Here is a 23203-nt window from a genome sequence, read left to right as displayed (position 1 = left end):
GGGGTAGCGCTGCTTTCCTGTGGCGAGGGAATAAATCCCCTCGCCACAGGGGGCACCATGTGCCCAAGCAGGGATTGTGTCATCTAGAGCTGCTCGGCCAACTGCTCGATCTGCTCCTGCCGCTCCGCCTGGCTCAACCGCGCCTGAGGATTCAACGACGACCATTGCGGATACGCCCGCGCCTTGCCCAAGGCGTCGGGCAGTTTGCCTTCGCGCCAGGTCTTGTCCTGGGGCATGGCGATGCGGATGCTGTCCATCGCCGCGTGGCCACGCTGGTTGAGGGCTTGCAGCAGTTGGCGTTGGCGTAGTGCCAGCAGGCGCAGCACGTTGTCGTCCACCGTCAGTTCCCGCTGCCCCTTGAGCTTGCCCATCAGCCGGTTGCCGTAGCCGCGTGCGGTTTGCAGGGCACCGCCGGCAATGGCCCCGGCCAAGGCGGCGGCACCGAGGGTCAGGCCACCCACCAGCAAATCCACACCGGCACCGGCCGCCGCGCCCGCCGCGATCCCGCCACCGACCCGCACGCCCAGTTGCTTGAGGGTTGCAGGGTTGAACAGGTCATCGCCCCAGCGGCCGTCGAGCAGCGGCAGGTCGCTGGCCGCCGCATCCTGCGGCCGGAACGCGTAGAGCTTGAGCAGCGCTTCGACGCAGCGCTGTTCACGCTGACGCACCGCGTTGCGTAGCTCGCTGATGGCTTGGCGTTCCAGTTCAGCATCGCTGGCCACACTGCGACGGCAGGAGGCGCAGTCGATCAGTAACTCGGCGATCAAGCGCACCGCACTCTGTTGGCGAGCCTGGCGTTGGGCCTGTTGATCGGCGACCAGTCGTTCCAGTTGCCCCCGAGCGCTTTCCAGCAACAATGCAAGGCTTTCATACAGACGTCGTTCACCGTCCTCGGGCGGGGCGACGCTGTCAAAGCGCACCAGGGCGTGCAGCCCCAACCGTGCCAGGGCTTCGCGCCAGTCGGGCTCGCGGTGATTGGCGCTGCTGACGAAATTCAGCACCGGCAGCAGCGGCTTGCCGCAACTGGCGAGCACTTGCAACTCATCGCGATACTTGGCCAGCACCGGTTCCCGAGCATCGATCACATAGAGCCCGGCATCGCTGGCAAGCAGTTGCCGCAGCACTTTGGCCTCCTGCTCGAAGCGTTGCCGCGCCTCGCTGCCCTCAAGGAAGCGGGCCAGTCGCGCCGGGCCGTCCAGGCGTTCTCCAGGGCGTTCGAGGCGATCGAGGTAGTCGAGCAGGGCGATGGCGTCTTCCAGGCCCGGCGTGTCGTACAGCTCCAGCAGCGCTTCGCCGTCCACCGACAGACGCGCGCCCTCGACATGTCGAGTAGTGCTCGGACGGTGGGACACTTCGCCGAAGCCGACATCCCGGGTCAAGGTACGCAGCAGCGACGTCTTGCCCACGTTGGTGTGGCCGACCACGGCCAGTTTCAGCGGCTTCAGGGGCTCAGTCATGGCCGGTCTCCAGCCAGTTCAGGGGCGCACAGTCGGCGAAGGGCAATTGCAACTGCTGCAACGCGTCGTGCCAGTCGCCCAGGCGCTCGGCGTCCAGCGCTTCGCCGGGCGGTGCTTGCAACAGCCAGACACGGGTGGCGCTGGCGCTGCGGGCCAGCTCGGCGATCAACGCGAGGCTGCCACGGTCAGGGGAGCGGCGTGGGTCGCAGGCAATCGCCAGTCGTGCCGGGGGAAAGCGTGACAGTTGTTCAAGGAGTTTGTGGCGCGACTCGCGGCTGTCGAGGATGCCAGCGTTCTTCACGGTGTCTGGCAGTTTCGGTGGCCAGGGTCGATTGTCCAGTTCGATGGCCACCAGCAATGCGCCATCGCTTTGCATTGCGCCGACCGCGCTTTCGATGTGATGCAACTGCGCAGGCGCGGCGTCGTTGACGCCCAGGCGTTCGCTGCTGGGCATCAGCCGTTCGCGCAGTTGTGCGTAGCCCGGCAGGTTCAAGTCCAGGCGCAGCGTGGCCCGGCCACGCCGCCAGCGCCACAGGCACAGCAGCGCCAGGCCCAGGCGTGGCACCACACCATAGACCAGCAGCACGCCCACCAGCCAGGCGGCCCAGGCCTGCCGGGCGCTTTCGATGTTCAGGGCGCCGTCGCCGCTGGCGCGAATCATCTCCGCGGTCGGTACGCTGAACCCCAGCAGTGCGGGCAGCGCGCCTAGCGCCTGGGTCATGGCGACGAAGGTCTGGCCGCCGAGAATCGTGGTTTCCCAGACGAAGCCATAGCGCCGGGTCGCCATCAGCATCAATACGATGACAAGGGCGCTGAGCATCGCCAGCAGCCACAAGCCGTTGACCAGCGCGCCGAGGACCCAGCGATTGAGCTTGTGCCGTTGCAGCAACAGCAGCAGGGCCGGTGCCAGCTGGGCGGCCTTGGCATCGCGGGCGAGTTTTTCGCTGAGCCACAGCCACAGGCGCCCCAGTGCGGCACCTTGCTCACCGGCGAAGATCAGACCCAGGGTCCAAGAAATGAGCAGAATCAGGTTCAGCCCCAAAAGACTGCCCAAGGCCCAGAACACATTGACCGGCGTTTGCCCGTCGCCGAGGGCGGCAAAGCCCAGGCCGGCGCCGCTGATAATAGCGAGCACCGCCAATACCAACAGTGCCAGGCGCGCCCCTTGCAGCCAGTGGCGCAGGGCTTGGGTAAGGCCATCGCGTTCGGCCAGCCAGTGGGCGCGGTGGCGGATGCGGGTGGATAAGTCGCCCCCTGCCGCACGGGCCAGGCGATTGGCTTCCTGGTCCTCGAGCGGGCCGGCGTGCTCTTCACGCAGGCGTACCGTCTCGGTCAACCAGAGGTTCTGCAGTTCTGTCACGGGCGCTTCCGTTGCTCGAATGAGGGTTGAGCATAACCGCTGTGGCGCTTGTCGGGGTACGTTGCCAGGCGTCGAGCCTCTGGTATCCTCGCCGCCATGAACAAAACTCTCCCCCTAAGCCTGATCGCAGCCCTCGGTGAAAACCGTGTGATCGGCGTCGACAACAGCATGCCCTGGCACTTGCCGGGGGATTTCAAATACTTCAAGGCCACTACCCTGGGCAAGCCGATCATCATGGGGCGCAAGACCTGGGATTCCCTCGGTCGCCCCTTGCCGGGGCGTCTGAATATCGTGGTCAGCCGACAGCCTGGCCTGGTGCTGGAGGGCGCGGAAGTCTTTTCCACGCTGCAGGCTGCGGTGGCGCGAGCCGAGGCGTGGGCGCTGGAACAAGGCGTCGATGAGCTGATGTTGATCGGCGGCGCCCAACTGTACGCCCAGGCCTTGGAGCAAGCGGATCGGTTGTACCTGACCCGCGTGGCCCTGAGCCCGGAAGGGGATGCGTGGTTTCCAGCGTTCGATTCGAACCAGTGGACATTGGTGTCGAACCAGCCGAACCCGGCCGAAGGGGACAAACCGGCCTACAGCTTTGAGGTGTGGGAAAAGCGCTAAGCCATGTGGGAGCAAAGCTTGCTCGCGATTCAGACGACGCAGTGCTTCAGTCCAACCGCGTCACCGTTCTTCGCGAGCAAGCTTGCTCCCACAGGTATGAGGCCATCAAGCGTGCACCAACTCCCCATGCTCCTCGGCATCCAACAACGCCTTGTCAGTCTGTGACATCACCTGGCTGGTGATCGCCCCGGCGGTGATCGAGCCGCTGACGTTCAACGCCGTACGCCCCATGTCGATCAGCGGCTCGACGGAAATCAGCAGCGCCACCAGCGCGACCGGCAAGCCCATGGCCGGCAGCACGATCAACGCGGCAAACGTCGCGCCGCCACCGACACCGGCCACCCCGGCCGAACTCAACGTCACGATCGCCACCAGCGTCGCGATCCATAGCGGATCCAGCGGGTTGATGCCCACCGTTGGCGCAACCATTACCGCGAGCATGGCCGGGTAGAGGCCGGCGCAACCATTCTGGCCGATGGTGGCGCCGAATGAGGCACTGAAGCTGGCAATTGCCCGCGGGATACCGAGACGGCTGGTCTGGGCTTCGATGCTCAACGGGATGGTCGCGGCGCTGGAGCGGCTGGTAAAGGCGAAAGTCAGCACCGGCCAGATCTTGCGGAAAAAACGCAGCGGGTTGATCCCGGCGGCGGATACCAGCAGGCCGTGGACCACGAACATCAGGCCCAGCCCCAGGTACGACACCACCACGAAGCTGCCGAGCTTGATGATGTCCTGCAGGTTGGAGCCAGCCACGACCTTGGTCATCAGGGCCAGCACGCCGTACGGGGTGAGTTTCATCACCAGGCGTACCAGGCGCGTCACCCAGCTTTGCAGGGTATCGATGGCGTTGATCACTTTCTGACCTTTCTCTACGTCATCCTTGAGTAGCTGCAACGCCGCAACACCGAGGAACGCTGTGAAAATCACCACACTGATGATCGAGGTCGGCTTGGCCCGGGCCAGATCGGCAAAGGGGTTCTGTGGAATGAACGACAGCAGCAATTGCGGGATATTCAGGTCGGCGACCTTGCCGGCGTAGTCGCTCTGGATCACCTGCAGGCGCGCCAACTCCTGGGTACCGGCCACCAGGCCTTCGGCGGTGAGGCCGAACAGGTTGGTCAGGCCGATGCCGATCAAGGCGGCGATGGCGGTGGTGAATAACAGCGTGCCGATGGTCAGGAAGCTGATCTTGCCCAGGGACGAGGCGTTATGCAGGCGGGCCACGGCGCTGAGGATCGAGGCGAAAACCAGCGGGATGACGATCATTTGCAGCAACTGCACGTAACCGTTGCCCACCAGGTCGAACCAACCGATCGAGGCTTTGAGCACCGGGTTGCCGGTGCCATAAATCGTGTGCAGGGCAAGACCGAACACCACGCCCAGCACCAGTGCCAGCAGTACCTTCTTGGCCAGACTCCAGGTGCGGTGACGGGTTTGCGCCAGGCCGAACAGCAAGGCGAGGAACACCAACAGATTGAGGATCAGCGGCAGATTCATTAAAAAAAGACTCCGATAAGACGTGCCAGTCGCCCGAAGCCGCGACTGCGAGGCGAGAAGCCTAACAGCCTGATAACTAATGAATTAATACTAAAAGAGCATGTAGATTGTCGTTTATGGAATAAGGGTGTGGCGTTTACGGATATGCCGCTGGCGCTATCAAGACGCAAGCGGTCGCGGGCAGGCGAGGACTGTCACACGCATTTGTTAGCGTCGGGTTCTTTGAACCTGGGAGAAATGCCGATGAAGCTCGTACCTCGTTTTCTCGCTGTCGCCTTGAGCCTTGGCCTTGCTGGCCAAGCCCTTGCCACCGATCTCAAGCACTGGCCGGCGGAACAGGCCAAGGCCCTTGAAGCGATGATCGCGGCCAACGCCAACAAAGGTAACTACGCGGTGTTCGACATGGACAACACCAGTTACCGCTACGATCTTGAAGAGTCGTTGCTGCCGTTCATGGAGAACAAGGACCTCATCACCCGTGAAACCCTGGACCCTTCCTTGAAGCTGATGCCGTTCAAGGACACCGCCGATCACAAGGAAAGCCTGTTCAGCTATTACTACCGCCTGTGCGAAGTGGATGACATGGTTTGCTACCCGTGGGTTGCCCAGGTGTTTTCTGGCTTTACCCTCAAGGAGCTCAAAGGCTACGTCGACGAGCTGATGGCTTCTGGCAAGCCAGTGCCGACCACGTATTACGACGGCGACAAGGTGGTCAACTACAACGTCAACCCACCCAAGGTCTTCACCGGCCAGGCTGAGCTGTACAACAAGCTGATGGAAAACGGCATCGAGGTCTATGTCATGACCGCGGCGTCGGAAGAGCTGGTGCGCATGGTCGCCGCCGATCCGAAGTACGGCTACAACCTCAAGCCGCAAAACGTCATCGGCGTGACCACGCTGCTCAAGGATCGCAAGACTGGCGAACTGACCACCGCACGCAAGCAGATCAGCGCTGGCAAATATGATGAGAAGGCCAACCTCGGTCTGGAGTACACGCCTTATCTGTGGACCCCGGCGACCTGGATGGCTGGCAAACATGCGGCAATCCTGACCTACATCGACGAATGGAAAAAACCGGTGCTCGTGGGCGGCGACACACCCAGCAGTGACGGCTACATGCTGTTCCATGATGTGGACGTAGCCAAGGGCGGCATTCACCTGTGGGTCAACCGCAAGGACAAATACATGACCCAGATTAACGGCATGATGGCCAAGCATGCCGCCGCCCAGGCCAAGGAAGGGTTGCCGGTGACGGCGGATAAGAACTGGGTGATCGTCAAGCCGGAAGACATTCAATAAGACCCACGACCCCTGTGGGAGCTCGTTCCCACATTTGATTTCGGTGTTCTCGGGATCTGCGTTCACCCCAATAAAAATGCCCCGCACTTGGCGGGGCATTTTTATTGCGGCTAACGACGCTTACAGGCCGTCGAGCATCGCCTTGTTCCGCACCGCGCCCTTGTCGGCGCTGGTGGCGAGCAGGGCATAGGCCTTGAGGGCCGTGGTGACTTTACGCGGACGCACTTCCACCGGTTTCCAGCCTTTCTTGTCCTGCTCGACGCGGCGCGCGGCCAGTTCTTCATCGCTGATCAACAGGTTGATCGAGCGGTTCGGAATGTCGATCAGCACCTTGTCGCCATCGCGCACCAGGCCGATGGCACCGCCAGCCGCCGCTTCGGGCGAGGCGTGGCCGATGGACAGGCCTGAGGTACCGCCGGAGAAACGACCGTCGGTAAGCAGGGCGCAGGCTTTACCCAGGCCCTTGGACTTCAGGTAGGACGTGGGGTAGAGCATTTCCTGCATGCCCGGGCCGCCTTTCGGGCCTTCGTAGCGAATGATCACGATATCGCCAGCTTTAACTTCGTCGGCGAGGATCCCGCGCACGGCGCTGTCCTGGCTTTCGAAAATCTTGGCGTTGCCTTCAAACACGTGGATCGACTCGTCGACGCCGGCGGTTTTCACCACGCAACCGTCCAGGGCGATGTTGCCGTACAGCACGGCCAGGCCGCCCTCCTTGGAGTAGGCGTGCTCGACGCTGCGGATACAGCCGTTTTCGCGGTCGTCATCCAGGGTTTCCCAACGGGTCGACTGACTGAACGCGGTTTGCGTCGGGATGCCCGCCGGACCGGCCTTGAAGAAGTGATGCACGGCCTCGTCGGTGGTCTGGGTGATGTCCCACTTGGCGATGCCTTCGGCCATGGTCTTGCTGTGCACGGTCGGCAGGTCGGTGTGCAGCAGGCCGCCACGGGCCAGGGAACCGAGGATGCTGAAGATCCCGCCGGCACGGTGCACGTCTTCCATGTGGTACTTCTGGATGTTCGGCGCGACCTTGCACAGTTGCGGCACGTGACGGGACAGGCGGTCGATGTCGCGCAGGTCGAAATCGATCTCGGCTTCCTGGGCCGCCGCCAGCAGGTGCAGGATGGTGTTGGTGGAACCGCCCATGGCGATGTCCAGGGTCATGGCGTTTTCGAACGCCTTGAAGTTGGCGATGTTGCGCGGCAACACCGACTCGTCGTTCTCACCGTAGTAGCGCTTGCACAGTTCGACGATGGTCCGGCCGGCCTCCAGGAACAGCTGTTCGCGGTCACTGTGGGTAGCGAGGGTCGAACCGTTACCCGGCAACGCCAGGCCCAGGGCTTCGGTCAGGCAATTCATCGAGTTGGCGGTGAACATGCCGGAGCACGAACCGCAGGTCGGGCAGGCACTGCGTTCGTACTCGGCAACCTTCTCGTCAGAGGCGCTGGAGTCGGCGGCGATGACCATGGCGTCCACCAGGTCCAGGCCATGGCTGGCGAGCTTGGTCTTGCCGGCTTCCATCGGGCCGCCGGAAACGAAGATCACCGGGATGTTCAGGCGCAGGGCAGCCATGAGCATGCCAGGGGTGATCTTGTCGCAGTTGGAAATGCACACGATGGCGTCGGCGCAGTGGGCGTTGACCATGTATTCGACGGAGTCGGCGATGATCTCGCGGCTCGGCAGCGAATAGAGCATGCCGTCGTGGCCCATGGCGATGCCGTCATCCACGGCGATGGTGTTGAATTCTTTCGCTACGCCGCCGACGCGTTCGATTTCCCGCGCGACCAGTTGGCCGAGGTCCTTGAGGTGAACGTGGCCCGGTACGAACTGGGTGAAGGAGTTGGCAATGGCGATGATCGGCTTCTTGAAGTCGTCATCCTTCATCCCCGTGGCGCGCCACAAGGCACGGGCGCCGGCCATGTTGCGGCCATGGGTGGATGTTTTCGAGCGGTAATCAGGCATGGAGCACTCCGGGCGGCTAATCAGGTACTTATCAGGTATCAATGGGGAAGTGAGCTTCTGTCGACGTCTGGAACACCCGGGTTTGGCGGTGTGTCCGGACGTTGCCGATGACTTTGCAGGATCGCTGCGCGCCTCAGCATGAGCTCATAAACCCGCCGGGGATGAATGGCGATGAATGTCGCGATTCTACACCGCTGGCGCCAGGATGAAATGACGCAAAGCGCCGATCGGACGCCAATGTCGCGCTTGGGATGACGACTGGCAGCGTTCAGCCGGGCAACAGGCCCCTGTGACGATGCCGCACCAGGGTATTGAGTCCCAGCCCCAGGAGGCTGAGCAGCATCAGGCACAGGGCCAGGGTCACTTGCAGGTCCAGTGGTGTAAGGCTGATCGCGGCACTGGTCAGGCCACCGACGACGAAGATCAGCACACTGCCGGCCGAGGCGGACGTACCGGCTTGTTCCGGGAATAGGTTCATGGCCCGGGTGTGGGCCGCCGCCCGGGCAATGGTCGTTCCGGTGGTGCATACGATCATGGGCAGCAACAGGGTGGTGACCGACAAGCCAAAGTGACTGGACAGCCCGAGCATCAAGGCTCCCGCCGCCAGGATCAGGCCCAGGCCTGTGATGATTTGCGTCTGTGGGTCGATCCGCGTGCTCAGTACGGTCGCCACCGCTCCCCCGCCGATATAGGCCAGTCCGTAGCCCAGCAGCGTCCACGAAAAGGCCTCGGGCGAGAGTTGCAACTGGTCGATGAGCACCAATGGCGAAATGACGATAAACGAGAAGTGGCAGGAAAAGGCCAGGGCCGACGTCAACCAATAGGCCATGAAGCTGAAGTCACTGCAAACCTTTCGATAGGCTGCGATGAAATCCAGGCGCTTGCGTTGGTGGCCCGTCGCGCAAGGCTTGAGTAAAAGGCGTGCGCTCATGAACACGCCGACGGCCAGGACGATGAACACCAGGAAGCTGCCACGCCAGCCTATCCAGCTCTGTAGCCCGGTGCCGGCCAGGGGCGAAACGGAAATGAAAATACCGCCGCAAGTGACCAGGAAGATGCGCAGTCGCTGCTGCTCGCGGCCGGTGAACAGGTCTTGGATCAACGCCTGGGACAGTACGAAACAACCGCAGCCCAAGGCCTGGACGACACGAAAGAACAGAAAGGCCCCGTAGCCGTCGGCGAGCACGCAGCCTGTTGCGCCGAGGGCCGAAACGGTAATCCCGATCAAGAGCAGGTTTTTTCGCCCCATGACGTCGGAGAGTGGGCCGATCAGCAGCTGCGAAAGGGCGATACCCACCGCGAACAGGCTGACAGACAGGGCGATATCGGACGATGGGCGCTGGAAGTGTTCGGACAGTGCAGGGAACGAGGGCAGCACCACATCGATCGGAAATACACCGAGCAAGGTCAGCGTCAGCAGCAAACCGACGACGGCGGGTTTTCGGGTGTGCAAAAGGTCCTTGGTGTCAGCCATCGATAAACCCCGCTTGAGAGAAAAGCTGCCGGTTGTGCTCGTTGTCGAAAAAACTCGCTTTCGTCATGGCCGCGAATGTCGATACCGCGCCGCAGCGAACCCGTCGGGCATGGGCGTCCGGTTGCCGGAGTTCGGCAATGATCTGCAGCGATGACTGCTCGTCGAAGCCGCCGCTGGAGAGGCTGCGCATCAGCCAAGGCAGGTCTGGCTCGAAGTAAAGGCCGATGATCTCCAGCAGCATCCTTGCGGCCCGATCGCGTTGGGTCGGGGGCAGGGCGGCCCACAGAAACTGGAACACCTCGCAGAAGTAGCGACTGTGGCGTGCTTCGTCCTCGAGATGATTCCTGAGCATCTGGTACACCGTGGAAACCAGGCGTTCACGGGTGATGGCCAACAGTTCTTTGGCGATGATCGTTTCGGAGACGAACCCCAACAGGAACCACGCCAGGGGGCGATCGGCGGGGCTCGCGGCTTCGATCACACCCAGCAGCCGATCAATGCGCCTGGGGCGTGGGCGGTCGCGAATGTCATACAGGGCGGCGATCTGTTCGGCCACTTCATTGGAAAACAGAGCGTGATAACCCTCGTCCGTGTAGAGCTGCAGGGCCGCGGTTTTCATCGGCCTGGGGATCGCTGCGGCCAGTTCGCCGTGAACGATGATTTCCACCGCGCGATTGACGACCTGATGTTCGAGCATGGTGGTGTAGTCGAGGAAATACACCAGGTGATTAGCCGCCAGGCGCAGGGCAACGGCGCGTCCCGCCTTGTCGATCAGTGGGTGCGCGATATAGGGAATGAAGGCTGGCGGAAACCAGTCCCGAGTCGCCAGTTGTCGCTCCAGGTCGTCGGGCAGGCGGTAGTCGTTTTTTTTCACGCGTACTGCTGCCTTGTTATCCCAATCACCCAAGGTGTAACGAGGCGTTTGCGTAGAGGCTGGGCCCGTCATGGTGTGTTGTCCTGGCCATTGACCAGAGCCATCAATTCCTTGCAGTGCACCTGTCCGTCGCCATGACCACAGCCAACAAAAAACAGCGGTTGCTCGGGTGCGCCTTCAAGGCCAAGCAGGCGTTCCACTTGCTGGTCGGACAGTGCCCCGGTCAGCCAGGTCTTGAGGCCCAGTGCGGTTGCCACCATCAGGAAGGTCTGGGACACGTGACCTGTTTCGACAAAAGCCATCCGGTAGGCGCGGGAGTGTTCGTACTTCCACCAGAGTTTGTCGAAGCGCGAGGTGATGAACAGGCCGAACGGTAATGGATCGATGAAGTGCTGGCCGCATAGCAATTGGCCCAGGGGTTCATCCGGTAGCGGCCGTATCAGGCTCAAGGCATGTTCGTCAGCATGATAGGCATAGATGCCCGGTTCCAGGCCGACGACGTTGCGCACGTAGAGATAGCCCTCGCAGGCGTTCAGGCCGCCGCCCGAGGGGCTGCTGCGACGCGCGTCCAGTGCGTCGGGAAGGCTGGCGGGAATGACCGAGCGTTCGTTCAGGTAGCCCAGGGTCAGGTACAGGAGGGTGCTGGCTTGCTCGATTGAAATGGCGTGCCCACTGAATGAGCGAGAAGTGCTCCGACTCAATAGTGTCTGCGTCAGCGAAACGTCCTGCAGGTTAACCAAGGCGCAGGGGGCAAGGGCAATCCGCTCGACCGGGCACGGCTGTATCCGGGTGGGAGGCGTGGGTGAGGAAAGTATTTCGCTGCAATGTTGCAGGTACGAGGCTGCCCATTCATTCACATCTTGGGGAACACATTCACACGGTATATTTTTTGTGCCGATATGAAATATTTTCGACAACTCATCCCAGTTCCAGGTAATGGGTTTGATGGGTGTTTTGATCAGTATGTCGGCGTTTGCAAGTTCAATATCAATGGTGTTGCTGGTGTCGAATTGTGCAGGGTCGTTTATAAGTTGTGCCAGGCGTAGCGAATAGTTGAGGTTAAGTTCGAATTGAGTATGGTTTTCATAGTTCCATACGATCTGGTGTGGCGGGCGCGCAAGTATGAAAAGGCACGGATTTATATGCATGAAAATTGATTCCGCTGGGCGAAGAGTCTGGATGGGGTCGAAGCGCCGGCACTCCTCGGCCCCATCGGTTACTTACTTAGCGGCTTTGGGAACAATCAGGCCCGCCAGATTAGCGATTTTGTCAGCTTCCAGATTGATTGCTTTCATGATGCAGCTCCTTTGTTTGAAACAAGTGTTGTGCTTCTAATGGTCGTCACTGCCATGTGACAGCTCAATCATAGTTTGTAATGGGGGCTTGGCAAGTGAGTATTGAGTAGGAAAGCTCCAGTAATAATGTGGGAGAGTTCATACAAGATTCGCCAGTGTCGGTATTAACTTCGGTGCTCGGTAACTTTTCATACGCGCAAAAAAAATCGCAGCCAAGGCTGCGAATCACATCGTATGTCAATGTACGGGGCACAGAGCGGTCGCTCCGGCCCCGCCAGGGACTCAACTGTTGGGCAACAGCCGGCAGGTAATGCTCTTGATGTAGCGGGTTTCGGCAATCGCCGGGTGCACTGGATGATCCGGCCCCTGGCCGCCGCGTTCGAGCAATTGGATATTGCGGTCCAGGTGGCGGGCACTGGTCAGCAGGATGTTCTGCAGGTCGTCTTCGGGCAGGTGCATCGAGCATGAAGCACTGACCAGGATGCCGTCCTTGCTGAGCAGGCGCATGGCTTGTTCGTTGAGACGGCGATAGGCGCCTTCACCATTTTTCAGGTCTTTCTTGCGCTTGATGAAAGCGGGTGGGTCAGCAACGATCACGTCGAAACGTTCTTCGCTGGCCTTGAGCTCCTTCAAGGCTTCGAACACGTCGCCTTCGATGCAAGTCAGTTTCTCGGCGAAGCCATTGAGCGCCGCGTTGCGCTCGACACCGTCAAGGGCGAAGGCCGAGGCGTCGACGCAGAACACTTCACTGGCACCGAACGCCGCCGCTTGCACCCCCCAGCCGCCGATGTAGCTGAACAGGTCCAGGACGCGCTTGCCCTTGGCATATGGCGCCAGGCGTGCGCGGTTCATGCGGTGGTCGTAGAACCAGCCGGTTTTCTGGCCTTCCATGACCGGAGCCTCGAACTTCACGCCGTTCTCTTCCAGGGCGACCCATTCCGGCACCAGGCCGAACACGGTTTCGACGTAGCGGTTCAGGCCCTCGGCATCGCGGGCGGCCGAGTCGTTCTTGAACAGGATGCCGCTGGGCTTGAGCACCTGGGTCAGGGCGGCGATCACGTCGTCCTTGTGGGCTTCCATGGTGGCAGAGGCGATCTGCACCACCAGGATATCGCCGAAACGGTCGACCACCAGGCCCGGTAACAAGTCGGAATCGCCATAGACCAGGCGATAGAACGGCTTGTCGAACAGTCGCTCGCGCAACGACAGCGCGACGTTGAGGCGATGCACCAGCAGGGATTTGTCCAGCGGCAGCTTCACGTCACGGGACAACAGACGAGCACAGATCAGGTTGTTGGGGCTCATCGCGACGATGCCCAACGGCTTGCCACCGGCGGCTTCGAGGATGGCCTGGTCGCCGGCCTTGAAGCCGTGCAGCGGAGTGGCCGCCACATCGATTTCGTTACTGTAGACCCACAGGTGGCCGGCGCGCAGGCGACGGTCGGCGTTGGCTTTGAGGCGCAGGCTAGGCAGGGACATGACGTCGCTCCGGAAAAAAGAGCGGGAGTATACCGTGTTGCAGGGGATGGCGGGCTTGAAGGACGATAGGTGGGCGGCGGTGTATCGGATCCATCTTTAAGGGTTAGAATCCCCGCCTGACCCGGAGTGTGTACTCATGTCCAAAGAACTTTCCGCCGAACAGATCCAACAGTCCCTGCAAGGGATCAGTGTGCCGCCCCAGCCGCAGATCATGGTGGATCTGCAGATGGAACAGTACATGCCCGACCCGGACCTGGAGACCATCGCCAAGCTGATCTCCCACGATCCCGGCCTTTCCGGTGCCTTGCTCAAGATCGTCAACTCGCCGTACTACGGCCTGCGCAACAAGATTACCTCGATCCAGCGCGCGGTGAACCTGCTGGGCAGTCGTTCGATCATCAACCTGATCAATGCGCAGTCGATCAAGGGCGAGTTGCACGATGACGCCATCGTCACCCTGAACCGTTTCTGGGATACCGCCCAGGACGTGGCGATGACCTGCCTGACCCTGGCCAAGCGCGTCGGCCTGGAAAATGGCGACGAAGCCTACGCGTTGGGGTTGTTCCACGATTGCGGCGTGCCGTTGATGCTCAAGCAGTTTCCCGATTACATGGGCGTGCTGGAGGAGGCCTACGCCAATGCCAATGCCGAGTGTCGGGTGGTGGACACCGAGAACCGCGTGTTCAACACCAACCATGCGGTGGTCGGTTACTACACCTCCAAGTCCTGGCGCCTGCCGGATCACGTCAGCCAGGCCATCGCCAACCACCACAACGCCCTGGCGATTTTCAGCGACGAGTCTTCGCGCAACAACAGCCAGCTGAAAAACCTGCTGGCGATCCTGAAAATGTCCGAGAACATCTGTGCTTCCCACCGGGTGCTCGGCAATCAGGCCGAAGATCATGAGTGGGATAGTGTCGGCAGCCTGGTGCTCGATTACATCGGTTTGTCGGAATACGACTTCCAGACCCAGAAACAGGAAATTCGCGACCTCGCCACTCGTTGAGTGCCGGGCTTGCCTGACTCGAGAATCCCATGCCAGAACTGCCGGAAGTCGAAACTACCCGCCGCGGAATCGCGCCACATCTAGAAGGGCAGCGGGTCAGCCGCGTGGTGGTACGCGACCGCCGCCTGCGCTGGCCGATTCCGGAAGACCTCGATGTGCGGCTCTCGGGCCAGCGCATCGTGCAGGTGGAGCGGCGGGCCAAATACCTGCTGATCAACGCCGAAGTCGGCACCTTGATCAGCCATTTGGGCATGTCCGGCAACCTGCGGTTGGTAGAAGTCGGCATGCCCGCCGCCAAGCACGAGCACGTGGACATCGAGCTGGAATCCGGCCTGGCCTTGCGCTACACCGACCCCCGGCGCTTTGGCGCGATGCTCTGGAGCCTCGACCCACTCAACCATGAACTGCTGATTCGTCTCGGTCCCGAGCCGTTGACCGAGCTGTTCGATGGCGAGCGATTGTTCCAGCTCTCCCGTGGGCGCTCCATGGCGGTCAAGCCGTTCATCATGGACAACGCGGTGGTGGTGGGTGTGGGCAATATCTATGCGACCGAAGCGTTGTTTGCCGCCGGCATCGATCCGCGTCGGGAAGCGGGAGGTATTTCCAGGGCGCGTTACTTGAAGCTGGCGGTCGAGATCAAACGCATCCTCACCCATGCCATCGAGCGTGGCGGTACCACGCTGCGGGACTTTATCGGTGGCGATGGCCAGCCCGGTTATTTTCAGCAGGAATTGTTCGTCTACGGTCGGGGCGGGGAGCCGTGTAAGGTCTGTGGCACAGGGCTGCGGGAAATTCGCCTGGGCCAGCGCGCCAGTGTCTGGTGTCCGCGCTGCCAGAGCTGATTCGGCCTACGGTCTATAGTCAGTAGTCATACTGCTACTTTGCCGAAGGATCGCCACATGAAGCTGTTTCGACCTGTCGTTCTTGCGCTGTTGCTGAGTGTCGGTTTGCCTGCCTGGGCGAACGATGGCAGCGGCGACCCGCGCTACACCATCCAGAATCCGCCTGCCTTTGCCATGATCGGCGACCTGCTGATTGCTCGCCCGCTGTTACTGGCCGCCACCGTGATTGGTGCCGGCGCATTTGTGGTGTCCCTGCCGTTTACCGCGCTGGGCGGTGGGGTTGGCGATGCGGGGAAGGCGCTGGTGGTGGACCCGGCGAAGGCCACGTTCGTGCGGTGCCTGGGGTGTGTGGGGGAGGGGTTTGAGCGGCAGGAGTGAAGCGTTCGGTGCGGCGGATGGCCTCATCGCGAGCAAGCTCGCTCCCACAGGGATCTGCAGGATTTACACCATTTGTGTCTGAAGCCAATCACTTGTGGGAGCAAGCTTGCTCGCGATAGGGCCCGTATCGGCGCTACAAAATGATCTGGCTCAAGCCTTGCCAGTAATCTTGCGATATTTCGCCATCAACTGTTCTGCAGTCTCCGGGTGGGCTTCATCCAGGGGGATGCAATCCACCGGGCAAACCTGCTGGCACTGGGGTTCGTCGTAGTGGCCGACGCATTGGGTGCACAGGTTCGGGTCGATGACGTAGATCTCTTCACCCTGGGAAATGGCTTCGTTCGGGCACTCGGGTTCGCAGACGTCGCAATTGATGCAATCGTCGGTGATGATCAGGGACATGCAGGCTCCTGCCGGGGCATAAGGCCCGGGCATCTGAAAACGTATGTGCGCAATTGTGCCGCATTGGCGAGCGCAGTGCACGCGGGCGCGATGGACTGCGTTGTGCCAGGCTGCGAAGAGGATCGCAGCCGGCGGCTTATTTCTTGAAGCGCAGGGTCAGCGCATCGGCCACGGCTGGGTGGACGAACTTGGTGATATCACCGCCCAAGGCCGCGATTTCCCGCACCAGGGTCGACGAGATGAAGGAGTAGCGCTCCGACGGCGTCAAGAACAGGCTTTCGACGTCGGGGGCCAGTTGGCGGTTCATGTTGGCCAGCTGGAACTCGTACTCGAAGTCCGAAACCGCACGCAGGCCGCGCAGGAACACATTGGCGTTCTTCTCCTTGGCAAAGTGCGCCAGCAGCGTCGAGAAGCCGACCACCTCCACGTTCGGCAGGTGCTTGGTGACTTCACGGGCCAGTTCCACACGTTGTTCCAGCGGGAACAGCGGGTTTTTCTTCGGGCTGGCGGCGACGGCAATGATCACATGGTCGAACAGGCGCGAGGCGCGTTCGACCAGATCGCCATGGCCCTTGGTAATAGGGTCGAAGGTACCTGGGTACAACACTCGGTTCATCGCGTCGTCCTGGCGGGTGTCCGTTGGGGAGTCGGATGGTATCGCAGCCTTCTCGGTCGGCCAAGTCGGCTGTTGGGTAAGAAAGCACTATAGACGCTGCGAATAACCCGCATATTCATGATTTCTTCAGACGTTCGGCCAGGGAAGTCGCCAGTTGGGCCGTCAGGCCGTACACCGATAATTGTGGGTTGGCGCCGATGCTGGTGGGGAACAGTGAACCGTCATGGATTGAGAGATTGTGCAGTTGGTGATGACGACCAAGGCTGTCGGTGACGGCAGTTTTGGGATCTTCACCCATGGCGCAGCCCCCCATCACGTGAGCGCTGCCCAGGCGCGTGCGGTACAAGGCAAGGTCAAGGCCGTCGATCTGCGTGCGGGCTTCGGCCAGGGTTTTCACATAGCGGGCATCGCTGTGCATGGGCATGACCGCCCTGGCGCCACCGGCGAACTGAATCTCGGCCATGCTGTGGAAGGCCCGGCGCAAACCGTCCCAGGCGTACGGCGAAACGTGATAGTCGAGCACGGGTGTGCCGTCGCTGCGCAACTCGACGCTGCCGCCGGGGCTGTCTGGATGAAAACCATCGCGCAACAACGCCAGCATGGCGTGGGTGTGGGGCAGTTGCGCCATGTGCAGGGCGTTCTCGCGCCCCAAGCCGCCGAGCAACGTGGCGGCGAGGGCTGGGTGCAAGGGCGGCACCTCAAGCTTGTAGGACATTTTGCCAGCAGCACCGTCCAGCCATTGGAAATGATCGGAATAAATCGATTGCGGGGCGCCGTAGAACGGGTTGATGACCTCGTCGAATTGCCCGGCGGACATGTTCACCAGATGCAGGAAAGTGCGCTTGCCCAGGCGTTCGTGCGGATCCGGCGCATCGGAGCGTAGCAGTAGGGCTGGGCTGTTGATGCCGCCGCCGGCCAGTACATAGTGTCGAGCCTTGACGGTGATGCGTCGCCCGGTCGGTGTCACGCAACGCTCGTCCATGGCCAGGCACTCCAGGCCGGCAATTCCATCGTTCTTGATGATCAGGCGCTCGGCCCGCGCCAGGTAAAGCAGCGCGCCACCCTTGTCCAGCGTGGCCGGGATGGTGGTGACCAGCATCGACTGCTTGGCGTTGGTCGGGCAGCCCATGCCGCAATAGCCCAGGTTCCAGCAGCCGCGTACGTTGCGCGGGATAACGTGCCAGCTGTAGCCCAATCGTTCACAGCCCTTGCGGATCACGTCGTTGTTGGCATTGGGTGGAATCAGCCACGGCGCCACACCCAGGCGTTGCTCCATCTGTTCGAACCAGGGCGCCATCTCGGCGGGGCTGTGGCCCTTGACGTTGTGCTCGGTGGCCCAGTGGTCAAGGGTTTGAGCGGGGGTGCGAAAGCTGGAGGTCCAGTTGATCAGCGTCGTGCCACCCACCGCCCGGCCTTGAAGAATGGTGATGGCGCCGTCCTTGCTCATGCGCCCGAGCCCTTCCTGGTACAGGCTGGTGTAGGCCTGGTCCTCAAGCATCTTAAAGTCGTTGCTGGTCTTGAGCGGGCCTTCCTCGATCAGCAGCACGCGGTAGCCGGCAGCGCTGAGAATTTCGGCCGTGGTGCCGCCACCGGCGCCGCTGCCGATGATCGCCACGTCCGCTTCCAGGCTCAGGTCCTGGGTCAACTGCGCGCCGTTGTGGGTGGTCCAGCCACGGGCGAGGCCTTCGCGGAAGGGATCGGGTACGGGCATTCTGGGGGTCTCTTATTATTTAAAGTTTACGATGTCCCTCAGGACCACCTGGCTTTCAGACTGTTGGTGGTCCCGGATACCCGCAATGTGCCCAGGCCTCGGCCCGGCTGTACCACGCCATCATCACCATCTGCAGCAACGAGCTATGGCCTTGTCGCAGAAGGTCCAGTGAGCTGTTTTCCCAGCGATCGAGGAATTGACGGATGTCATCGGCGCTGGCGTTTTCCCACGCGCCCCAGACCCCGGTCAGCGGCCCACGGGTAATGCCCAGGGTGAGGACGTCGAACAGTTGGCGAGTGAGCTTGAGCATGGACGGCGACAGATGAGCCAGGCCGGTATCCAGGCTTTGCAGGGTGGCGCCGGTGGCTGCGGCGATCTTTTCGACGGCCACGGCGCCGTCCAGCATCACGGGGATGACAGCGCGCAGGAACGGCAGGTCGCTGTCGCGCAGGGCTGCCAGCCCGCTGGCCGGTTGGCTGGGCGAGCACCCGCCCAGGCTGGCTGCCAACCCGACGCTGGCCAGGAACGCGCTGGCGCCGAGGCTGAATTTCAGCAGGTCGCGCCGTGACAGTGTGGGTGTATCGGTCAGGCTTGGGTTCATTATTGTTATTGCCCGGGAAGATGCGTGTTAACGGACGAACAGCTTCTGGATCAGCTTCTGCAGAGGCTTGCCGTAAGGCGGATAAATCAGTTTCGCGGCGTTGAAGCGCTGCTTGGTCAGCACGCCCTTGGCCTTGCTGAAGGTCAGGAAACCCTCGTGCCCGTGGTAGTGCCCCATCCCCGAGGCGCCGATGCCGCCGAACGGCATGTCATCCTGGGCAACGTGCAACAGCGTGTCGTTCAAACAGACACCACCGGAATGGGTTTCGTGGAGCACGCGATTCTGTTCGGCCTTGTTGTAGCCAAAGTAGTAGAGCGCCAGCGGGCGAGGCCGCTGATTGATGTAGGCAAAGGCCTGGTCCAGACGCTCATACGGCACGATGGGCAGCAGCGGACCGAAGATTTCATCCTGCATCACGGTCATGTCGTCGCTGACATTGAGCAACAGGCTGTGGGCCATGCGCCGCCCCTGGCTTTGGTCGAACAGCTCGATCAGCAGTGCGCCCTTGCTGGTGGCGTCGCTGATGTAGCCGTTGAGCCGTGCCAGTTGTCGTTCGTTGATGATCGCGGTGTAGTCCGGATTGTCAGCCAAAGTCGGATAAAACCCGCGAACCGCCTGGCGATACGCTTCAACGAATTCACCGACGCGGCTCTGCGGTACCAGCACGTAATCCGGTGCGACACAGGTTTGTCCGGCGTTCAGGGTTTTGCCGAAAGCAATGCGCTCGGCGGCGTCCTTGAGGGGAACGTCGATGGACACGATGGCCGGCGATTTTCCCCCCAGTTCGAGGGTGACTGGGGTCAGGTTTTCGGCGGCGGCACGCATCACGTGCTTGCCAATGCTGGTGGCACCGGTGAACAGCAGGTGATCGAACGGTAGTTTGGAAAACGCCATGCCGACCTCGGCCTCGCCGAGCACCACGCAAACCAGGTCCTGGGGGAAAATCCGGGCCAGCAATTGCTTGAGCAGCAACCCGGTCGCGGGGGTCGCTTCGCTGAGCTTGAGCATGACCCGGTTGCCCGCCGCCAACGCCCCCACCAACGGCCCAATGGCCAAGAACAACGGGTAGTTCCACGGCACGATGACCCCGACCACTCCCAGCGGCTGATACACCACTTTGGCCGACGCCGGTTGGAAGGCCATGCCGACCTTGCGTCGGGAAGGTTTCATCCAACCCTTGAGGTGCCGGCTGGCGTAATGGATGCCGTGCAGGCTTGGCATCAGCTCGGCCAACAGCGTTTCGTCGGCGCTGCGGTGGCTGAAATCCTGGCTGATGGCATCGATCAACGCCTGTCGTTCGTTGCTCAACAGTTCCCGCAATGCCTTGAGCCATTGCCGGCGCTGTTCGGCCGGTGGCATCGGATGGGCGGCGTAGGCCTGGCGCTGGGCATCGAAGAGCGCCCGCAGTTGGCCTGGTTGCTGTTGAGACTCGTGCAAGTAAGCAACGTCGGCAGGCATTGTCGGGCACCGGATATTATTGGAATGGGTGTTTTCTAGAGCTTGTACTCTAGAAAGTCAATGACATCCGCAACGGCTTTGGGTTTTTCCTGTGACCGATAGGTCGTAAGATGCCGATCAATGCCTTCGTCGAATTAAAGCCCAAACCATGGCCCCACGAATGAAAACCAGCGAGCGCATCGTGCAAAACAGCCTCGAACTGTTCAATCAGCAGGGCGAGCGCAGTGTGAGCACCAATCACATCGCCGCCCACATGGACATGTCCCCGGGCAACCTCTATTACCACTTCCCCAACAAGCAGGCGATCATCGCCGTGCTGTTCAGTGAATACGAAAACCTGGTGGACAGTTTCCTGCGGCCTCCCCAAGGCCGGGCGTCCACGGTAGACGACAAGCGCTTCTACTTGCAGGAACTGCTGTCGGCGATGTGGCGCTACCGGTTCTTGCACCGGGACCTGGAACATCTTCTGGACAGTGACCCGGACCTTGCTGCCCGTTATCGTCGGTTTTCCCAGCGCTGCCTGATCCACGGCACCGCCATCTACGAGGGTTTCGTGGCGGCCGGTATCCTGAAGATGGACCGGGTGCAGATCGAGTCCCTGACGCTTAACGCCTGGATCATCCTCACATCCTGGGTACGATTCCTGTGCACTACGCGAGAAAACTCCAGCCATCTGAGTGAACAGGCCATCAAGCGTGGCGTCTATCAGGTGCTGGTGCTGGAGGCCGGCTTCGTGACCGATCAGGCTCGCGAAGCGGTGGATGCACTGTTCAAAGAGTATTACGTCCCCCTGGCCCAGACCCTGGAGGAAAGGCCGTAGGATAGGACCCTTGATTCAGCCACAGGAGCTCAGCATGTCCATCGCGCAACTCATCAGCCCCCAAGCCCTCGAGCAGCAAAGATCACAGCCCGGGCTGGTGATCCTCGATTGTCGTTTTGCCCTGGAGGACCCGGACTATGGTCAGCGCAGTTACGCCGAGGGCCATATCGCCGGTGCCTCGTTCGCGGATCTTGAGCGCGACCTGAGTGGACCGGTGATCAAGGGCGTGACTGGGCGTCATCCGCTCCCGGAGCCTGATGCCTTGGTCGAACGCCTGCAGGCCTGGGGCATCAGCAACGACAGCGACATCGTGCTGTATGACGACGGCCCCGGTGCCTATGCGGCTCGGGCCTGGTGGTTGCTGGCCTGGTTGGGTAAGCGCGATGGCGTGTTCATCCTCGACGGCGGGCTCAAGGCTTGGCATGCCGCCGGCCTGCCCCTGAGTCTCGACCCACCGCAGAGCCGTCGCGGGACCTTCAGCGGTGCGCCAGACAGCGCCTTGCTGCTCAGTGCACAAGCACTGCAACAGCGCCTTGGCCAGTTGGACATGACCCTGCTCGATGCCCGGGCGTTGCCGCGGTTCAAGGGCGAAGTCGAGCCGATCGACCCGGTGGCCGGGCACATTCCTGGCGCCCAATGCGCAGCGTTTACCGACAACCTGGGCGCCGATGGGCGTTTTTTGCCGCCGGATCAACTCAAGCAGCGCTTTGCCGAAAAGCTCGGAGATCGTTCGCCGACTGAACTGGTGGCCTACTGCGGCTCCGGCGTGACGGCGTGTCACAACCTGTTTGCCTTGTGCCTGGCGGGGTATCCGTTGGGCAGGCTGTATGCCGGTTCGTGGAGTGAATGGATCAATGATCCACAGCGCGGGGTGGCGAAGGGCGAATGACGCTCAGGCTCTAAAACAATGGGAGCGAGCTTGCTCGCGATGGCGTCGGATCAGCAGCACCTGCATTGACTGACATACCGCAATCGCGAGCAAGTTCGCTCCCACAGGGATGGTGGTGGTCATGAATCGCCACCTCGCCACGGTTCATCCCCGGCCCAGGTTGGCCAGCCATGTCGGAATCCGCCGCTCCAGATAATACCCCGGGCACCGCAAGGATCCGTCGACAAATCCCACATGCCCGCCCTGAGCGTGCAACTCAAGTCGGGTCGAGGCGGACAATTCAGCGGGTTCGGGCAGGCTGTGGGGAAACACGAAAGGATCGTCGGCGGCCTGGATGACCAGGGTCGGTGTCTTGATCCCGCCCATGAAATAACGACTGGAGGCGCGGCGATAATAGTCCGCCGCATCCGAGAAACCGTGCAGCGGCGCGGTTATCCGGCCATCGAAGTCCCAGAAAGTACGCATGTTTTCCAGCGGGCCCAGCGCCGTCAGGGTCGCCAGCCCTTCGTGGCGTCCGTCGTGCTGGAACTGGCGTTGCTTGTTGCGCACGTAGGCGACCATTTCACGCATGAAATGCGCCTGGTAGAACTTGGAAAACCCTTGGTCGATGCGGTCGGCACACTGGTCGAGCCGAAATGGCACCGAGACCGCCACCGCCCCCTGCAACTGGCTATCGCTGCCCGTTTCCCCCAAATGCTTGAGCAGTACGTTGCCGCCCAGTGAATAACCCACAGCAAACAGCGGCGCCAGGGGGCGACACGCCCGCAGGTGAACGATAGTGGCGGCCAGGTCTTCGCTGACGCCGGAGTGATAGCTGCGGGGCAACAGGTTCGGCTCGCCCGAGCAGCCACGCCAGTTCAGCGCCACACTGGCCCAACCCTGGCGACCGAGGGCCTGCTGCAGGCCGGCCACGTAAGGCGAGTTGGAAGAGCCGGTCAGCCCGTGCAGCACCAGCACCAAGGGTGCATCGGCACTGTGGGGGCCATGCCAGTCGAGGTCGAGGAAATCGCCGTCGTCCAGCCATAGCCGTTCACGTTTGCGATCGATGTGGTTGGTCTTGCGCCACAGGGGGCCCCACAAGGTTTGCAAGTGCGGGTTGCCAAGCCCCAAGGCGGGGACGAAACGTTCAGATGCCGCGGACACTTTTATTATTCTCGAATGCACTGGCCAGCCG

General features: G+C 61.6%; 21 protein-coding genes. 7 read left to right on the top strand and 14 right to left on the bottom strand.

Going from position 1 to position 23203, the window contains the following annotated elements:
- Positions 1 to 83: 83 nt before the first annotated feature.
- Both SGN16_RS27820 and SGN16_RS27815 read right to left on the bottom strand, forming a co-directional pair.
- Positions 84 to 1457, bottom strand: a complete 1374-nt coding sequence (locus SGN16_RS27820) for a GTPase/DUF3482 domain-containing protein (RefSeq protein ID WP_335944622.1) — start codon at positions 1455 to 1457, stop codon at positions 84 to 86.
- Complete coding sequence (locus SGN16_RS27815) at positions 1450 to 2817, bottom strand: DUF2868 domain-containing protein (RefSeq protein WP_335944621.1); 1368 nt, start codon at positions 2815 to 2817, stop codon at positions 1450 to 1452. The genes SGN16_RS27820 and SGN16_RS27815 overlap by 8 nt, the downstream gene beginning before the upstream one ends.
- Before the next feature lie 96 nt (positions 2818 to 2913).
- On the opposite strand from SGN16_RS27815, the gene SGN16_RS27810 reads away from it, so the two are divergent.
- A complete protein-coding gene (locus SGN16_RS27810; protein WP_335944620.1) occupies positions 2914 to 3426 on the top strand; it encodes a dihydrofolate reductase in 513 nt (170 codons plus the stop codon).
- A gap of 105 nt (positions 3427 to 3531) precedes the next feature.
- Here the strand turns inward: SGN16_RS27810 and SGN16_RS27805 are convergent, their stop codons facing one another.
- Positions 3532 to 4923, bottom strand: coding sequence for an L-cystine transporter (locus tag SGN16_RS27805; RefSeq protein ID WP_335944619.1), 1392 nt, complete (start codon positions 4921 to 4923; stop codon positions 3532 to 3534).
- Between the two features lie 243 nt (positions 4924 to 5166).
- Between SGN16_RS27805 and SGN16_RS27800 the strand changes: the two genes are divergently transcribed.
- Positions 5167 to 6222, top strand: coding sequence for a haloacid dehalogenase-like hydrolase (locus SGN16_RS27800; RefSeq protein ID WP_335944618.1), 1056 nt, complete (start codon positions 5167 to 5169; stop codon positions 6220 to 6222).
- A gap of 120 nt (positions 6223 to 6342) precedes the next feature.
- Here SGN16_RS27800 and ilvD read toward each other — a convergent pair whose 3' ends face one another.
- The 5 genes from ilvD to SGN16_RS27775 form a co-directional block, all read right to left on the bottom strand.
- Positions 6343 to 8184: a dihydroxy-acid dehydratase gene (gene ilvD, locus SGN16_RS27795; RefSeq protein ID WP_210641853.1), complete on the bottom strand. Its 1842-nt coding sequence runs from the start codon at positions 8182 to 8184 to the stop codon at positions 6343 to 6345.
- Between the two features lie 268 nt (positions 8185 to 8452).
- Positions 8453 to 9658 (bottom strand): MFS transporter, encoded by a 1206-nt coding sequence (locus tag SGN16_RS27790; protein WP_335944617.1) that lies wholly within the window; start codon positions 9656 to 9658, stop codon positions 8453 to 8455.
- A complete protein-coding gene (locus tag SGN16_RS27785; protein WP_335944616.1) occupies positions 9651 to 10604 on the bottom strand; it encodes a diiron oxygenase in 954 nt (317 codons plus the stop codon). The genes SGN16_RS27790 and SGN16_RS27785 overlap by 8 nt, the downstream gene beginning before the upstream one ends.
- Complete coding sequence (locus SGN16_RS27780; protein WP_335944615.1) at positions 10601 to 11680, bottom strand: SagB/ThcOx family dehydrogenase; 1080 nt, start codon at positions 11678 to 11680, stop codon at positions 10601 to 10603. The genes SGN16_RS27785 and SGN16_RS27780 overlap by 4 nt, the downstream gene beginning before the upstream one ends.
- A 429-nt stretch (positions 11681 to 12109) precedes the next feature.
- Positions 12110 to 13306, bottom strand: coding sequence for a class I SAM-dependent rRNA methyltransferase (locus tag SGN16_RS27775; protein ID WP_003206543.1), 1197 nt, complete (start codon positions 13304 to 13306; stop codon positions 12110 to 12112).
- A 190-nt stretch (positions 13307 to 13496) separates the two neighbouring features.
- Here SGN16_RS27775 and SGN16_RS27770 point away from each other — a divergent pair, with 190 nt between their 5' ends.
- The 3 genes from SGN16_RS27770 to SGN16_RS27760 are packed head-to-tail and all read left to right on the top strand — an operon-like array spanning position 13497 to position 15532.
- Positions 13497 to 14312 (top strand): HDOD domain-containing protein, encoded by an 816-nt coding sequence (locus SGN16_RS27770; protein WP_210645448.1) that lies wholly within the window; start codon positions 13497 to 13499, stop codon positions 14310 to 14312.
- Positions 14313 to 14341: 29 nt separating this feature from the next.
- Complete coding sequence (gene mutM, locus SGN16_RS27765) at positions 14342 to 15154, top strand: bifunctional DNA-formamidopyrimidine glycosylase/DNA-(apurinic or apyrimidinic site) lyase (RefSeq protein WP_210641841.1); 813 nt, start codon at positions 14342 to 14344, stop codon at positions 15152 to 15154.
- A gap of 57 nt (positions 15155 to 15211) precedes the next feature.
- Positions 15212 to 15532, top strand: coding sequence for a multidrug transporter (locus SGN16_RS27760; RefSeq protein ID WP_335944614.1), 321 nt, complete (start codon positions 15212 to 15214; stop codon positions 15530 to 15532).
- Between the two features lie 150 nt (positions 15533 to 15682).
- On the opposite strand, the gene SGN16_RS27755 is transcribed toward SGN16_RS27760, so the two are convergent.
- The 5 genes from SGN16_RS27755 to SGN16_RS27735 all read right to left on the bottom strand — a co-directional run bounded on the left by SGN16_RS27755 (position 15683) and on the right by SGN16_RS27735 (position 20320).
- Positions 15683 to 15934, bottom strand: coding sequence for a YfhL family 4Fe-4S dicluster ferredoxin (locus SGN16_RS27755; protein WP_335944613.1), 252 nt, complete (start codon positions 15932 to 15934; stop codon positions 15683 to 15685).
- Between the two features lie 136 nt (positions 15935 to 16070).
- Positions 16071 to 16550 carry a pantetheine-phosphate adenylyltransferase gene (gene coaD / locus SGN16_RS27750; protein ID WP_007897855.1) on the bottom strand — a complete coding sequence of 160 codons (480 nt, stop codon included), beginning with the start codon at positions 16548 to 16550 and terminating at the stop codon, positions 16071 to 16073.
- Positions 16551 to 16665: 115 nt separating this feature from the next.
- Positions 16666 to 18261, bottom strand: a complete 1596-nt coding sequence (locus SGN16_RS27745) for a GMC family oxidoreductase (RefSeq protein WP_335944612.1) — start codon at positions 18259 to 18261, stop codon at positions 16666 to 16668.
- A 55-nt stretch (positions 18262 to 18316) separates the two neighbouring features.
- Complete coding sequence (locus SGN16_RS27740) at positions 18317 to 18862, bottom strand: twin-arginine translocation pathway signal protein (protein WP_335944611.1); 546 nt, start codon at positions 18860 to 18862, stop codon at positions 18317 to 18319.
- Between the two features lie 27 nt (positions 18863 to 18889).
- Positions 18890 to 20320 carry a coniferyl aldehyde dehydrogenase gene (locus tag SGN16_RS27735; protein WP_335944610.1) on the bottom strand — a complete coding sequence of 477 codons (1431 nt, stop codon included), beginning with the start codon at positions 20318 to 20320 and terminating at the stop codon, positions 18890 to 18892.
- A 148-nt stretch (positions 20321 to 20468) separates the two neighbouring features.
- Here SGN16_RS27735 and SGN16_RS27730 point away from each other — a divergent pair, with 148 nt between their 5' ends.
- Together SGN16_RS27730 and SGN16_RS27725 are read left to right on the top strand one after the other, a co-directional pair.
- Entirely contained in the window at positions 20469 to 21140 is a 672-nt protein-coding gene (locus SGN16_RS27730; protein ID WP_335944609.1) for a TetR/AcrR family transcriptional regulator, read from the top strand.
- A 34-nt stretch (positions 21141 to 21174) separates the two neighbouring features.
- Positions 21175 to 22029 (top strand): sulfurtransferase, encoded by an 855-nt coding sequence (locus tag SGN16_RS27725; protein WP_210641829.1) that lies wholly within the window; start codon positions 21175 to 21177, stop codon positions 22027 to 22029.
- A 144-nt stretch (positions 22030 to 22173) separates the two neighbouring features.
- Here SGN16_RS27725 and SGN16_RS27720 read toward each other — a convergent pair whose 3' ends face one another.
- Positions 22174 to 23172 (bottom strand): hydrolase, encoded by a 999-nt coding sequence (locus SGN16_RS27720; protein WP_335944608.1) that lies wholly within the window; start codon positions 23170 to 23172, stop codon positions 22174 to 22176.
- Between the last annotated feature and the right edge of the window lie 31 nt (positions 23173 to 23203).

Source organism: Pseudomonas sp. G166, from assembly GCF_037027455.2.
GTDB lineage: Bacteria > Pseudomonadota > Gammaproteobacteria > Pseudomonadales > Pseudomonadaceae > Aquipseudomonas.
The sequence above is the reverse complement of the archived record's forward strand: the minus strand, read 5'-3'. Positions and strand labels throughout refer to the sequence as shown.